Annotated in this window: 11 protein-coding genes, 1 tRNA gene and 1 riboswitch; of the genes, 6 read left to right on the forward strand and 6 right to left on the reverse strand. The window is 52.2% G+C overall.

Annotated elements, in window-relative coordinates; all coding sequences use genetic code 11:
* Positions 1-600: 600 nt before the first annotated feature.
* The 3 genes from ACW73I_RS12060 to metG all read right to left on the reverse strand — a co-directional run bounded on the left by ACW73I_RS12060 (position 601) and on the right by metG (position 3,321).
* A tRNA-Arg gene (locus tag ACW73I_RS12060) sits at positions 601-677 on the reverse strand.
* Between the two features lie 58 nt (positions 678-735).
* A complete protein-coding gene (locus tag ACW73I_RS12065; protein ID WP_458029620.1) occupies positions 736-1,296 on the reverse strand; it encodes an RnfABCDGE type electron transport complex subunit B in 561 nt (186 codons plus the stop codon).
* A 6-nt stretch (positions 1,297-1,302) separates the two neighbouring features.
* Complete coding sequence (gene metG / locus ACW73I_RS12070) at positions 1,303-3,321, reverse strand: methionine--tRNA ligase (RefSeq protein WP_458029621.1); 2,019 nt, start codon at positions 3,319-3,321, stop codon at positions 1,303-1,305.
* Between the two features lie 256 nt (positions 3,322-3,577).
* Between metG and ACW73I_RS12075 the strand changes: the two genes are divergently transcribed.
* Positions 3,578-3,979 (forward strand): hypothetical protein, encoded by a 402-nt coding sequence (locus tag ACW73I_RS12075; protein ID WP_458029622.1) that lies wholly within the window; start codon positions 3,578-3,580, stop codon positions 3,977-3,979.
* A 61-nt stretch (positions 3,980-4,040) separates the two neighbouring features.
* Here the strand turns inward: ACW73I_RS12075 and thiC are convergent, their stop codons facing one another.
* The 3 genes from thiC to ispB all read right to left on the reverse strand — a co-directional run bounded on the left by thiC (position 4,041) and on the right by ispB (position 7,458).
* On the reverse strand, positions 4,041-5,909 hold the full coding sequence (thiC, locus tag ACW73I_RS12080; RefSeq protein WP_458029624.1) for a phosphomethylpyrimidine synthase ThiC: 1,869 nt from the start codon (positions 5,907-5,909) through the stop codon (positions 4,041-4,043).
* Positions 5,910-5,942: 33 nt separating this feature from the next.
* A riboswitch (TPP riboswitch) is annotated at positions 5,943-6,051 on the reverse strand.
* Between the two features lie 60 nt (positions 6,052-6,111).
* Complete coding sequence (locus ACW73I_RS12085; protein WP_458029626.1) at positions 6,112-6,399, reverse strand: hypothetical protein; 288 nt, start codon at positions 6,397-6,399, stop codon at positions 6,112-6,114.
* 54 nt (positions 6,400-6,453) lie between these two features.
* On the reverse strand, positions 6,454-7,458 hold the full coding sequence (ispB, locus tag ACW73I_RS12090; RefSeq protein ID WP_458029628.1) for an octaprenyl diphosphate synthase: 1,005 nt from the start codon (positions 7,456-7,458) through the stop codon (positions 6,454-6,456).
* Between the two features lie 205 nt (positions 7,459-7,663).
* On the opposite strand from ispB, the gene rplU reads away from it, so the two are divergent.
* The 5 genes from rplU (at position 7,664) to ACW73I_RS12115 (ending at position 13,068) form a co-directional block, all read left to right on the forward strand.
* Positions 7,664-7,975 (forward strand): 50S ribosomal protein L21, encoded by a 312-nt coding sequence (gene rplU / locus ACW73I_RS12095; RefSeq protein WP_458029629.1) that lies wholly within the window; start codon positions 7,664-7,666, stop codon positions 7,973-7,975.
* Between the two features lie 17 nt (positions 7,976-7,992).
* Positions 7,993-8,250, forward strand: coding sequence for a 50S ribosomal protein L27 (gene rpmA, locus ACW73I_RS12100; RefSeq protein WP_458029631.1), 258 nt, complete (start codon positions 7,993-7,995; stop codon positions 8,248-8,250).
* 141 nt (positions 8,251-8,391) lie between these two features.
* Positions 8,392-9,450 (forward strand): Obg family GTPase CgtA, encoded by a 1,059-nt coding sequence (gene cgtA / locus ACW73I_RS12105; RefSeq protein ID WP_458029632.1) that lies wholly within the window; start codon positions 8,392-8,394, stop codon positions 9,448-9,450.
* Complete coding sequence (proB, locus tag ACW73I_RS12110) at positions 9,437-10,558, forward strand: glutamate 5-kinase (protein WP_458029633.1); 1,122 nt, start codon at positions 9,437-9,439, stop codon at positions 10,556-10,558. The genes cgtA and proB overlap by 14 nt, the downstream gene beginning before the upstream one ends.
* Positions 10,559-10,623: 65 nt before the next feature.
* The gene (locus ACW73I_RS12115) at positions 10,624-13,068 is read left to right on the forward strand and encodes a tetratricopeptide repeat protein (RefSeq protein ID WP_458029634.1); all 2,445 of its coding nucleotides are present in this window, start codon (positions 10,624-10,626) and stop codon (positions 13,066-13,068) included.
* The last annotated feature ends 1 nt before the right edge of the window (position 13,069 follow it).

A 13,069-nucleotide genomic window follows, 5' to 3' on the forward strand; every position in this document is an offset into this window, starting at 1 on the left:
ATCACGATAGCGATATAATGTGCTTCCTTTTGGCATCCGCGCGCTAGGTGGCCGGTTGGCCTGATTAGGCTTAGCATTCAACCACCGATCCGAAGGATTGGCTAAAAGGCTTTATTGTGATTGCTGTCGGTAGTGGCTTTAAAGTCGAAATCATCCCGAAATGCGTCACCACTTGGCTAATGTCGAAAAAAGCGGCATAGAGTCGCCCCTGGTCAGTTCTGAGGCAGCCTATTATTGCTTACGTACGTCGTCAGCAAAAGTCTGGCGAATTTGGTGGAGCGTTCGAATCTGTTTCCGCTGCTCGTTGAAAAACGGGGCTGAACTTGCCTGCTTGTATAATGGTGAAAGGATTCTAACACTCGGGAGCGAAGCGACTTATCACTGAGCGAGACTTTCACAAGTCAGATGCGATGGCGCAAAACGGAGCGTTCGAGATGTCAACATCGTGGGAGCAGTGGCGGCTTTCAATTTGTTCGGCATTTTCATCGCCGACCCGGCGCTGTTTACGATATTGGCGTAAACGGCCGCATAAGGGTTTTATAACGCAAAAGTTATTATACCTTTCATGTGTAACCGAATGTCCAACTGACAGAAACACGATGGCGCGCCCTAGAGGATTCGAACCTCTGGCCTCGGCCTCCGGAGGGCCGCGCTCTATCCAGCTGAGCTAAGGGCGCAAATGATCAGAGACGGCATTATAAAGCCAAACGTGGTTTTCGTCATGACCTCAATTGCTTAAACTTGATTTTGGGCTTTGATTCTTGCCAACATTTGTTTTTGGCGGACTAAGCGATTAGCTTTTTCGGCCTCTTGTTTGGCCTGACGCACGTTTTTAGCTTGATAACGGCGCCGGCTGCGATCAGCGTCTTCTTCAGTCCAGGCAAGCTCAGAGGCAGGTGCCATGCCGATGCAATTGACCGGGCAGGACATTACGCAGAGTTCACATCCAGTGCATTCTGTCGCGATGACGGTATGCATGTGCTTGGAGCTGCCGAGAATCGCGTCAGTGGGGCAGGGCGGAATGCACTTTGTGCAACCTATGCAGTCCGCTTCGTTGATGACGGCTACTAATCTTTGGCCTTCCTTGCCGCAAGCAGGGTCAAGCGGCTTGGCGATTACGCCGAGAAATTCGGCCAGTTTTTCCATGCCGTGTTGACCGCCCGGCGGGCAACGGTTGATATCGGCTTCGCCTCGGGCGATGGCTTCCGCGTAAGGCATACAGCCGGCAAAGCCGCATTTACGGCATTGGGTTTGCGGCAATAAGGCATCGATTTGTTCTGCCAGCGTTTCGTTCATGCCGATTTATTTGACCCGCATGCCTGGCTGAGCGCCTGTATCCGGCGATAATACCCATAAATCTTTGCCACCGGGTCCGGCCGCCAACACCATGCCTTCCGACATGCCGAAGCGCATTTTGCGTGGTTTTAGATTGGCGACGACGACGGTCAGTTTTCCAACCAAGTCTTCAGGCGCGTAAGCCGACTTGATGCCGGCAAAGATGCTACGGGTTTCATCGCCGATGTCGACGGTCAAGTGCAGTAATTTATCCGCGCCTTCCACTGGTTCGGCTTTCAGGATTTTGGCGATACGCAGATCGATTTTGGCGAAGTCGTCGATTTCTACCGTTTCGGCAATCGGGTCGAAGCGTTTGGCGGCCGGTATTGACTCCGTTTTTTCCAGGTTTTCCTTGGACGCTTCTATGACGGCGGCGATTTTGTCCGCTTCAACCCGAGTCATCAACGGTTTAAATGCGTTGATTTTGTGTGCGGACAAAGGCTGAGCCTCGCTGGGCCAGTCTTGCGTAGGAATATTGAGGAATGCTTCCGCGTTTGCCGCCAAGGCCGGAATAACAGGCTTTAGATAAGCCGCGAGAATGCGGAACAGGTTTAAAGCAACGCTACAAACATCTTGCAACTCCTGGTCCTTATCTTCTTCCTTGGCGATCAGCCAGGGTTTTTTATCGTCTATGTATAAATTGGCTTTATCCGCCAAGGCCATGATCAGGCGCATGGCCTTGCCGAATTCCCGGTTTTCGTAGAAATTGGCGATATCGGATTCGGAGTCGACGAACTCTTGGAACAAGTCCGGTTCTGTGCACGTGTCCGACAACATGCCATCGAAGCGTTTGTTGATAAAACCACTGCAACGGCTACCGATATTGACCACTTTGCCGACTAAATCGGAGTTGACGCGTTGGGTGAAGTCGTCGAAATTTAAATCGATATCTTCGACGCCTGGGCCGAGTTTAGCCGCGAAATAATAGCGCAGATATTCGGGATTTAAATGGTCCAAATAAGTGCGGGCTTTGATGAAAGTACCGCGCGATTTGGACATTTTCTCACCGTTCACCGTTAAAAAGCCGTGTGCAAAAATCGCACTAGGCGTCCGGAATCCGGCGCCATAGAGCATAGCCGGCCAGAATAGCGCATGGAAATAGACGATGTCTTTGCCGATAAAGTGGTACAGCTCGGCTGTGCTGTCTTCGGCCCAGAATTCGTCGAAATCAATTCCTTTGCTATTGCAAAATGCCTTAAAGCTAGCCATGTAGCCAATGGGTGCGTCCAGCCAGACGTAGAAGTACTTACCGGGCGCGTCGGGGATTTCAAAGCCGAAATAAGGCGCGTCGCGGGAAATGTCCCATTCTTGTAAGCCATTATCCAGCCATTCGGCCATTTTGTTGGTGACTTCCGGCTGCAAATGGCCGGCGCGGGTCCAGTCGTTCAGCATGCCGGCAAAGTCGGCCAAGTTAAAAAAGTAATGCACGGATTCTTTTTCTATGGGTTTTTCACCGGAAATGGCCGACACGGCATTTTTCAAGTCCATCGGCGAATAGGTGGCGCCGCAGGCTTCACAGTTATCGCCGTATTGGTCGGCTGCACCGCATTTCGGGCAATCGCCTTTGATAAAGCGGTCGGGTAAAAACATGTTTTTGACCGGATCATAGGCCTGAGTAATGCTGCGGCTGTTGATGTGGCCACTGTCGCGCAGACGTTTATAAATCAGACCGGACAGCGTTTTATTTTCTTCCGAATGTGTACTGTGGTAATGGTCGAAGGCCACGCCGAATTCCGCAAAATCGGCTCTGTGCTCTTTCTCGACGTTGGCAATCAGTTGTTCAGGCGTAATGCCTTCGCGGTCGGCGCGCAACATAATCGGTGTGCCGTGGGTGTCGTCGGCGCAAACATAATGGCACTCATGGCCGCGCATTTTTTGGAACCGTGCCCAAATGTCGGTTTGAATATATTCGACAAGATGGCCTAGATGAATTGGGCCGTTGGCGTAGGGTAATGCGCTGGTAACAAGTATTTTTCGGTTAGACATGACAAAAACGGCTTAAAAATTAAGGCGCGAATTATGTCATAAAACCCGTTTCCTTTCATGAGCTAAGGCGCAGTTTATCCGGGCTCTGATGAAATTAGGCGGATAATGCATGTGGTTTCTTACTTGACAGCGAGAGGTCAAGGCGTACCATGCAAAAACCTCTCGATTGCCGGTTGGGCCGACGATCGATAGCGTGGTGAAGCAGCCGCCGGGCTGTTTGAATAAAAATTTGGCACGATTTAGATTAGGGTAGTTTATGAAAAAATATAGTTTTCTAGCTATTGCGATGCTGCTTTCTGTCGGGGTGCAAGCGGCAACTGACCATTATTTGTTGCGGGACGGCAATCATGTGCAACATTTAAAAATTAACCAAGTAGCGGACGATATTAACGTGACAGTAGATGTCGATTTCGAACCGAATGCCGGCGAGCAGGGTCAGCAAGCCTGCTCGGCGGATATTAGCGGCGATGCGAAATATGTCGCCGAAAATGAAATATTAATGAGAAAGCACTGGGACGGTGAGGCGCGTTATTGCAATTTGAATATCAAATTGACTGAGGACGGGGCGACCGTCGAGCAATCGGAAGGATGCGGCTATTTCGTGGCGGGTATCTGCCACTTCTCTACTGAAGGAAGGACTTTGGTTAAAGTTCCGTAACGGAATGCTGTACGGGCGGTAAAGAGGTCGGTTTTTCAGTGAAAACCGACCTCTTTGCTGGTTAAACCTGGTGATAGATGGCTGCGCCTTCTTCGAGGAATTCCTTGGATTTTTCCTCCATGCCTTTTTTCAAGGCTTCTTCGTCTTCCAAACCTTTTTCGGCGGCATAATTACGCACATCCTGGGTGATTTTCATCGAGCAGAAATGCGGGCCGCACATCGAGCAAAAGTGAGCGACCTTGGCGGAGTCTTTCGGCAAAGTTTCGTCATGGAATGAGCGGGCTTTTTCCGGGTCCAGCGCCAAGTTGAATTGGTCTTCCCAGCGGAACTCGAAACGGGCTTTGGACATGGCGTTGTCGCGGATTTGCGCGCCGGGGTGGCCTTTGGCCAAGTCGGCGGCGTGCGCGGCGATTTTGTAGGTGACGATGCCTTCGCGCACGTCCTGCTTGTTGGGTAGTCCCAGATGTTCTTTCTGGGTGACGTAGCACAGCATCGCGCAGCCGTACCAGCCGATATTGGCGGCGCCGATCGCCGAGGTGATGTGGTCGTAGCCGGGGGCGATGTCGGTGGTCAGTGGGCCCAAGGTATAGAACGGTGCTTCGAAGCAATCTCCGAGTTGCTTGTCCATGTTGACCTTGATCATTTGCAACGGTACGTGGCCTGGGCCTTCGATCATGGTTTGCACATCGTGCTTCCAGGCGATTTGGGTCAGTTCGCCCAAGGTTTCCAGCTCGCCGAACTGGGCTTCGTCGTTGGCGTCGTAAATCGAGCCGGGACGCAAGCCGTCGCCCAAAGAGAACGACACGTCGTAGGCTTTCATGATTTCGCAGATTTCCTCGAAGTGGGTGTAGAGGAAGCTCTCGGTGTGGTGAGCCAAGCACCATTTGGCCATGATCGAGCCACCGCGCGAGACGATGCCGGTCAGGCGTTTGGCGGTCAGCGGCACGTGGTGCAGACGCACGCCGGCGTGGATGGTGAAATAATCCACGCCTTGCTCGGCTTGTTCGATTAGTGTGTCGCGGAAGATTTCCCAGGTTAGTTCCTCGGCCTTGCCGTCGACTTTTTCCAGGGCTTGGTAAATCGGCACGGTGCCGATAGGTACCGGCGAGTTGCGCAAAATCCATTCGCGGGTTTCGTGGATGTTTTTGCCGGTGGATAAGTCCATGATGGTGTCCGCGCCCCAGCGTATGCCCCACAGCATTTTTTCGACTTCTTCCTCGATCGAAGAGGTGATCGCCGAATTGCCCAGGTTGCCGTTGATCTTGACCAGGAAGTTGCGGCCTATGATCATCGGCTCCAGTTCCGGGTGATTGATGTTGGCCGGGATGATCGCGCGGCCTCTGGCGACTTCGTCACGGACGAATTCCGGCGTAATGAAGGATTGGATGTTCGCGCCGTAGGAAAATCCGGGGTGCTGGCCTTGGTAACGGTCGCGCATCGCTTCCAGATTCTGGTTCTCGCGGATCGCGATAAATTCCATCTCCGGCGTGACGATGCCTTGACGGGCGTAGTGCATCTGGGTGACGTTCTGCCCGGCCTTGGCTTTGCGAGGCTTGCGGATGTGATCGAAACGCAAATGAGCGGTATTAGGGTCGTTTTGGCGCTCCAAGCCGAATTCAGAGCTCGGGCCTTTCAGCAATTCGGTATCGCCGCGTTCCTCGATCCATGCGCTACGTACGGAACCCAAGCCGGCATGGAGATTGATATCGATATTGGGGTCGGTATAAGGGCCGGAGGTGTCGTAAACGAAAATCGGCGGGTTTTTCTCCGCTCCGAAATGGGCCGGAGTGTCCGACAGATTGATTTTGCGCATCGGCACTCGAATGTCGGGACGACTGCCTGGAATATAGACTTTCTCGGACGCGGGGTAGGAATCGATTCTTACGCTACTGCCGGTATCGGTAGTAATTTCATTGCGGACAGCGCTCATGCTTATCTCCAAAAATATCAATAAATCGCGAGCGCAGGGAAGGTTTGGCTTTCCTACGCCGGCATTAACCGGTTCAGGTTCGAAGGGTTTTTCTCAGCTTTGTGCAAAATCCCCCAGCACGAAAGCACCCCTAGCCTTATGGTGATTGCGTACGGTAAATGATAATTGGGCCAATTGCAAGCTTAATCCAATATCCGGGCGATTAAAAGCCTTGAAAATCAATGGTTTTTGGGTGATGTGTGATCGCTTCAGGGATTATTGCGGTTTCGGCGGTGCGGGAAAGTTGGAACGTTGGTGTTGATGATTTCCAAGACTGCTGATAGCGGCTAACTATTGCAAGGAAGGTGTCGGCGAAGCCGGTAAAGCGGGTTAAATTACTGTTCGATAGAGACTTGCTTGCTGCATGCGCGCGCTTTTTAGTCGAATTGTCGGGAGGAAAGCGCGCAGCGAGCGTTTTCTGAGCAAATGCCGGACAAATTAAAAATACCATTTGGATGCGATCGATAATATCCGGCGATTGGCTGAGGTGTTGGCGAAAGCTCGGCTAATGGCCGCGTTGTACCGAAAAACGGGCTAACTGTTCAAGCGCGGTTTTGTATTTCGAATCCGGTAGGCAATCCAACGCGGCGATGGCCCTCTCGGCGGCTTGGTCTGCACATCGTTCGGTGTATTCAATCGCATTGCTGGTCTTGACTACGGCATAAACCTCGTTAAATGCCTCACGAGAGCCTTGGCGTATGGCGTCTATGACGATTTGAGCTTGTTTCGGGGTGCTATGCTCAATCGCATATATTAGCGGCAGCGTCGGTTTGCCTTCCGCCAAATCGTCACCTAGATTTTTACCCAGCTCTTCTTTACTCGCTTTGTAATCCAGGGCGTCATCGATTAATTGAAAAGCGACGCCTAGTTGTTGGCCGTAAATCGCTAGCGACTCTTCGACGTCCGGGGCGGCGCCCGAAATTACCCCGGCTAACCGGGTCGCGGTGCTGAATAAAATCGCTGTTTTGCGAGCGATGACTTCCAGATATTTCTCTTCGGTGGTATCCGGATTATTGCAATTTAAAAGTTGGAGCACTTCGCCTTCCGCAATAGCGGTGGTGGTCTTGGACATGATGTCCATCACTCGCATGTTGTTGGTGCGGACCATCATTTCGAAAGCGCTGGAATACAAATAGTCGCCGACCAGGACGCTGGCCGCATTGCCCCAAACCGCGTTAGCGGACTCTTTGCCGCGGCGCAACTCGGATTCGTCCACAACGTCATCGTGCAATAACGTAGCTGTATGAATAAACTCAATCACGGCTGCCAGGGTTAAGTGGTGGTCGTCAAAGTTGCCCAAAGCTTTCGCGGCTAGCAGTAGCAGCATGGGTCGTAAGCGTTTGCCGCCGTTGCTGATGATGTAGTGACCGATTTGGTTGATCAATACCACGTCCGAGCTCAGCTCGTTAAGTATCAATTGATCGACAGCCTTGGTTTCGGCTGCGGTCAAATTTTTGATCGAATCGAAATCGATGGTTACCGAATCGGCAGTTGATTGAGTTGCTGTCATGAGGTGTATTAAAAATTCATTAGAAAGCGCAAGGCTGGGGATAAAGTGGCGGCCATGCTATGTATAATGTTGTTTGGTGTCAATAGTACCACGGAATCCGATTCAAATAACCCGGTCGGCTGCAAAATTGGTTTGACTGTCAATGCGTTTAAAAATATAATCCGATGTTCACTTTTAACAGATTATGCTTGATGGAGCTTGCGCGATGTATGCGGTAATTCAAACAGGTGGTAAACAGTATCGTGTCGCAGAGGGTACTACCTTAAAAATCGAAAAACTTGAGTTGGGCGCCGGCGACAGTGTAGAGTTCGACAAAGTGCTTATGGTTCAATCAGGTGACGCTGTAAAAGTCGGTCAACCTTTTGTCCCTGGCAGCAAAGTCACTGCGACGGTAGTCTCTCAAGGCAGACACAAAAAAGTCAGAATCATTAAATTCAGAAGACGTAAGCACCATATGAAGCAAATGGGGCACCGTCAATATTACACGGAAGTCCAAATCACTGGTATTTCTGCATAACACACGAGGTTTAGAAAATGGCTCATAAGAAGGCAGGCGGCAGTACTCGCAACGGTCGCGATTCTAATGCCCAGCGATTGGGTGTGAAACGGTTCGGTGGTCAAGTGGTTAAAGCAGGCAATATTTTGGTTCGTCAACGCGGCACCAAATTTCATGCCGGCGATAACGTAGGTGTCGGCAAAGACCACACATTATTCGCGTTGATTGACGGTAAGGTGGTTTTTGAAGAAAAAGGCCCGAAAAATCGTAAATTCATCAGCATCGCATCCGCATAAAATTGTTAGCTGTGCTGATGGCACAAGCGACAGGAAAAGCCTCGTTTTTAGCGGGGCTTTTTTGTTTGGGCGACTGATAAGCCAATAGTATTCGAACAGTTTGGTTGATCGTTCCCGGGAAATCGCTAACTACCGGTAAATATGAAATTTGTTGATGAAGCGGAAATCCGCGTGGAAGCAGGTGACGGCGGTAACGGCAAGGCCTCGTTTCGCCGTGAAAAATATATTCCTTTAGGCGGGCCGGACGGCGGGGACGGCGGGGACGGCGGTAGCGTTTATCTGGTTGCCACTGAAAACGTCAATACCTTGGTGGATTTTCGTTACCATTCAGTATATAGGGCTCAGCGTGGCGAAAACGGCGGCAGCCGTAACTGTACCGGCAAAAAAGGCGACGATTGCATGGTGGCCGTTCCGCCCGGTACCATCGTCTATGAAGCCAATACCGGTGAGAAAATCGGCGACTTGACCAAGCCTGGCCAGCAATTGCTGGTGGCCAAAGGCGGTTTTCATGGTTTGGGCAATACCCGGTTCAAAAGCAGTATTAATCGGGCGCCGCAGCAAACTTCTAAAGGCACGCCCGGCGAGCACAGGGTTCTGCACCTGGAATTGATGGTGATCGCCGATGTCGGCCTGCTCGGCATGCCGAATGCCGGCAAATCCAGTTTGATTCGAGCGGTGTCGTCCGCCCGGCCAAAAGTCGCCGATTACCCATTCACCACCTTGCACCCGAATTTGGGGGTGGTGCGAATCGACGAAATGCGCAGTTTCGTGATCGCCGACATTCCTGGCGTCATCGAAGGCGCGGCCGATGGAGCGGGCCTAGGTTTACAGTTTTTGAAGCACTTGTCCCGCACGGGCTTGCTGTTGCATTTGGTGGACGTGGTTCCTTACGAGACTGATGAAACGCCGGTTTCGGCAATCCGGAAAATTGTTCATGAAGTTGAAAAATGGAGCGACGAACTGGCGGAAAAGCCGCGTTGGCTGGTGTTTAACAAAATCGATAATGTGCCGGACGACGAGCTCGATCAACACTGCCAGGCCATAATCGACGAATTGGCTTGGGAAGGTCCGGTATTCAAGATTTCGGCATTAAAGAACCAAGGCACTCAGGAGCTGATGAACGCGATTATGGCTTTCCTGGAGCAACGCAAAGCGGAACGACAAGCAGAGGAGCGGGAGCTGAGCGGTGAGCCGGAGTGATTTTCGCAAATCCAAGCGTGTTGTCGTCAAAATCGGCAGCTCCTTATTGACCGATGGCGGGAAAGGCTTAAATAAAGTCGCCATCCGGGCCTGGGTCGAACAAATGGCGGCACTTAGGCAACAAGGCGTCGATGTGGTGCTGGTGTCGTCGGGTTCGGTCGCGGAAGGCGTCAGTCGTTTGAAGCTGAAGGCGCGTCCCAAGACCCTGCATGAATTACAGGCCGCCGCATCGGTAGGCCAAATGGGCTTGGTCAGGTGTTTCGAGAATGAATTCGGCGGTCACGGTTTATTGGCTGCGCAGGTCTTGCTGACTCACGACGATTTGTCCGACCGGCAGCGCTATCTGAATGCGCGCAGTACCTTGTTGACCTTGCTGAAATTCGGCGTCGTACCGGTCATCAACGAAAACGACGCCGTGGCGACCGAAGAAATCCGGTTCGGCGACAACGACACGCTGGGCGCATTGGTCGCGAATCTAGTCGAAGCCGAACTGCTGATCATACTGACCGATCAACTGGGTCTGTTTGACGCCAATCCTAGCCTGAATCCGGACGCCAAACTGATTTCCGAGATTTGCGTTAACGAAAGCCTGCTGGATGAAGTGGCGGGCGGCAGCATCAGCGGCTTAGGGCGCGGCGGCATGTACACAAAGGTAAGAGCCGCCCGTTTGGCCGCTCGCTCCGGCGCGGCAACGGTCATTGTTTCCGGCAAGTTGGACGATGTTATCAAACGGGTGTTTGAAGCCGAGGAATTAGGCACGTATTTGCTTCCGACGCTGGAACCCTTGGCCGCGCGAAAACAATGGCTGGCCGGCCGGCTGCAGGTCAAAGGCAGCGTTACGCTGGACGACGGGGCTGTGCTCAGCCTGAAAACGGCCGGAAAAAGTTTGCTGGCCGTCGGCGTCAAGTCGGTGCAGGGGCGTTTTCAACGCGGTGACTTAGTCTCGTGCCGCGACTTGCAAGGACGTGAAATTGCGCGCGGCTTGATTAATTACAGCGCCGATGAAGCTGCAAAGATAGCCGGTAAACCCAGCGGCGCGTTTGAAAAGCTTCTAGGCTATGCCGATGAGGCCGAGCTTATCCATCGTGACAACATGGTGCTACTGTAAGCCAAGCCTATTTGGCATCGTATCGCTTTTAATGCCCTTGAACCAATAGGGAAAACAGTGCCGCAATGAACGAATCCGTTTCCGGTCTGTCCGCCGAGGAATCCGACTTACTGCAAAAGGCGCGTAAGCTTTTTGCAGCGGGACGCTATCCGCAAGCAGCTGAATTATTCAAAGAATTACTCAATCGATCGGATAATTCCGACTATCGCGATCAATTAGCCCAATGTTATTTGCAATGGGCATTGAATACGGCCGGTCAAGGCAGGCTCAAGCAGGCCGGGCCATTGTGGGAAGCCTATGCCGCTTATGCCCAAACGCCGCTGGTCGCCCAAGATAAATACATAAGCTGGCTATTGGCGGAACGAGAATTTTCGAAAGCCTATCCGGCTTTGGAAAAGCTGGGCGCCGCGCAATTGGATCACCAATTTCCCGAGTTGGCGGTCTTGTTGGGCTTTTTGTTGGTATCCGGCAACACGGCGCTGGCCTCGCATTTGCCGCCGGATTCCGCATTATTCCGCCATTGGCAATTCGTGAAAGCCGCGCTCGCCGCGTATCGCGATGGTCGTTTCGAGGCTTGCAAGCAGGCCTTAAAAAGCTTGCCCTATCGATCCGCCTTCCGCGATTTTCGCATTCTCCTTAGGGCGCAACTTTGTCCCGACCCGGCTGAAGCGCAATTGTCGAAAATCCCCGAGTCCTCGCCCTATCGATCCGCGGCCGATGCGGCCATTGCTTCTCTACAAGCCGGCGCTGAATTGGTCGCCAGTCTGGCGAAGCTCGAACCCCATCACCGCCGCGTCGTTGCGATTGCCTGCGGCTTGTCGGCCAATCAAATACAACTCGTCGAAACCGTGAGCGGGGAGAGTGGCTGGCTGACGGATAAGGTACGATTCTATCTGGCTTTGCAATATAGGAGTTTATTCGGGCCAGAAGCGGCTCAGGCTTTTTGTTTGGGCCGGTTGGCGCATTACCCGGACGGCTTTCAAGACTATCTAAACTATTTCGGCACTGCGAACGCTTTCGAAGAAAACCGGATCCATGCTTTGCTGTGCGAAAAGGCAAAGAATAGCCATGATGCTCAGCGATACTGGCGCCGATGCATCGAAATCTTGCAAGGGAATGGCACAACTGAAAATCGGAAAATAGCCATGATACTGCGGCATATGGCTGCGCTTGTCCCGCGCGAAGAGGCGGTCGATTTATTGGTCGAAAGCTTGGACTACGATGCGGCGCATAAAGAAAGCTATCTCGGGATCTTAACGTTTTACGGTCTGGAGCAGCCCGATTCGGCGCAATACGAACATTGGTTGGAACGAAGCCTGAAAGGTTTTCCGCATGATGTCGACATTCTAGTCAACGCCGTTAAGTCGGCCGCCAAACGCAAATCAATCGGACAAATCCGCGAATATGCGCGGGCTTTATTGAACATCGATCCGGCCAATAAAACGGCAAAACAGCAGTTGTTCGGCGATTACGTCGCACAGGCCCGCCGTTTAATCAGCAGCGAAAATTATGCGGCGGCCGAAGAACGGCTACAAAGCGCGGAGCAGTGTATAGTCGAGAAAGAGCAGCGGGCTCAACTCGATTTGCTGCGAGGCGTTTATTGCCGGCCGGTGCAAGAACGCGGGCAATTCGACAAACAGACCATCGATGCCTTGGAAAAACTCGGTGACGATCCGGTTAGCAAGCAGTTTCAGCTCTTAATGGAATCGGCATTGTTGAACCGACCCTGTCCGGTTTCGTTGCCTGTTGAAGATGCGGAATTGACTAGCCGGCAACTAAAACACCTGATTGCCTTAATCGAATATTATGATGAACAGAGCATAGGTGGTAATTGCTTGGCGGAGGCTTTGAATCAGATTGGGAAACCAGTCAAACATAGCATCGCAAGGTTGGCAAAGAATGAGGCGCTAATGCTGTCCTGGTGCGGCGTGTTGGAACGCGTGGGCCATTTCGATCTGTTGAGGCATTGCGTGGCGCTGGCAGGCGAGCCGGACAAAAAACCGATTTGGCTATATTACAAAACCCTTGCCGGCTGTCACGGCGACGTCAGCCGCTTGGATCATATCACGCTGTTTCAGTTACAAAACGCGATGGCAGAGGCGCGCGCTGAAAACGATTCCAAGGCGGTTTTGCTGATTGGCCGTTTGATAGAGCGGAGTCAAATCGCTTCCGATCCATTTGTCTTCAAGCAGGAGGTTTCGGCGGTCGACAGCCATTCGCAGAGCGAAGACCTCTACGAAGCCTTGTTCGGGCATATACCGGCCGAAGCGATGGAAAAACTCGAGCGAAAAGTTCGGGACATCATGCTGGAAACCGACCCCGTGCAATTCGCGGAACAAGCCATGCGCCGATATGCCGCATCCAACGATATACAGACTTTAAGATTATTGTTTGACGATCCCGATTTTTTTGCGTCGGCCGCTTTATTAGAGGCGGCTGAACAATTGCAGATCGACATCGGCGTCGCTATGAAGGACGTCGTGGCCCGTTTTACGCACACTTTATCTTGAC

Source organism: Methylomonas sp. MgM2, assembly GCF_054172045.1.

Excerpts from the sequence above, each read along its gene's own strand:
- ACW73I_RS12065 (WP_458029620.1), bottom strand. The coding sequence starts at position 1,296 with ATGAACGAAACGCTGGCAGAACAAATCGATGCCTTATTGCCGCAAACC.
- metG (WP_458029621.1), bottom strand. The coding sequence starts at position 3,321 with ATGTCTAACCGAAAAATACTTGTTACCAGCGCATTACCCTACGCCAAC.
- ACW73I_RS12075 (WP_458029622.1), top strand. The coding sequence starts at position 3,578 with ATGAAAAAATATAGTTTTCTAGCTATTGCGATGCTGCTTTCTGTCGGG.
- thiC (WP_458029624.1), bottom strand. The coding sequence starts at position 5,909 with ATGAGCGCTGTCCGCAATGAAATTACTACCGATACCGGCAGTAGCGTA.
- ACW73I_RS12085 (WP_458029626.1), bottom strand. The coding sequence starts at position 6,399 with ATGGTATTTTTAATTTGTCCGGCATTTGCTCAGAAAACGCTCGCTGCG.
- ispB (WP_458029628.1), bottom strand. The coding sequence starts at position 7,458 with ATGACAGCAACTCAATCAACTGCCGATTCGGTAACCATCGATTTCGAT.
- rplU (WP_458029629.1), top strand. The coding sequence starts at position 7,664 with ATGTATGCGGTAATTCAAACAGGTGGTAAACAGTATCGTGTCGCAGAG.
- rpmA (WP_458029631.1), top strand. The coding sequence starts at position 7,993 with ATGGCTCATAAGAAGGCAGGCGGCAGTACTCGCAACGGTCGCGATTCT.
- cgtA (WP_458029632.1), top strand. The coding sequence starts at position 8,392 with ATGAAATTTGTTGATGAAGCGGAAATCCGCGTGGAAGCAGGTGACGGC.
- ACW73I_RS12115 (WP_458029634.1), top strand. The coding sequence starts at position 10,624 with ATGAACGAATCCGTTTCCGGTCTGTCCGCCGAGGAATCCGACTTACTG.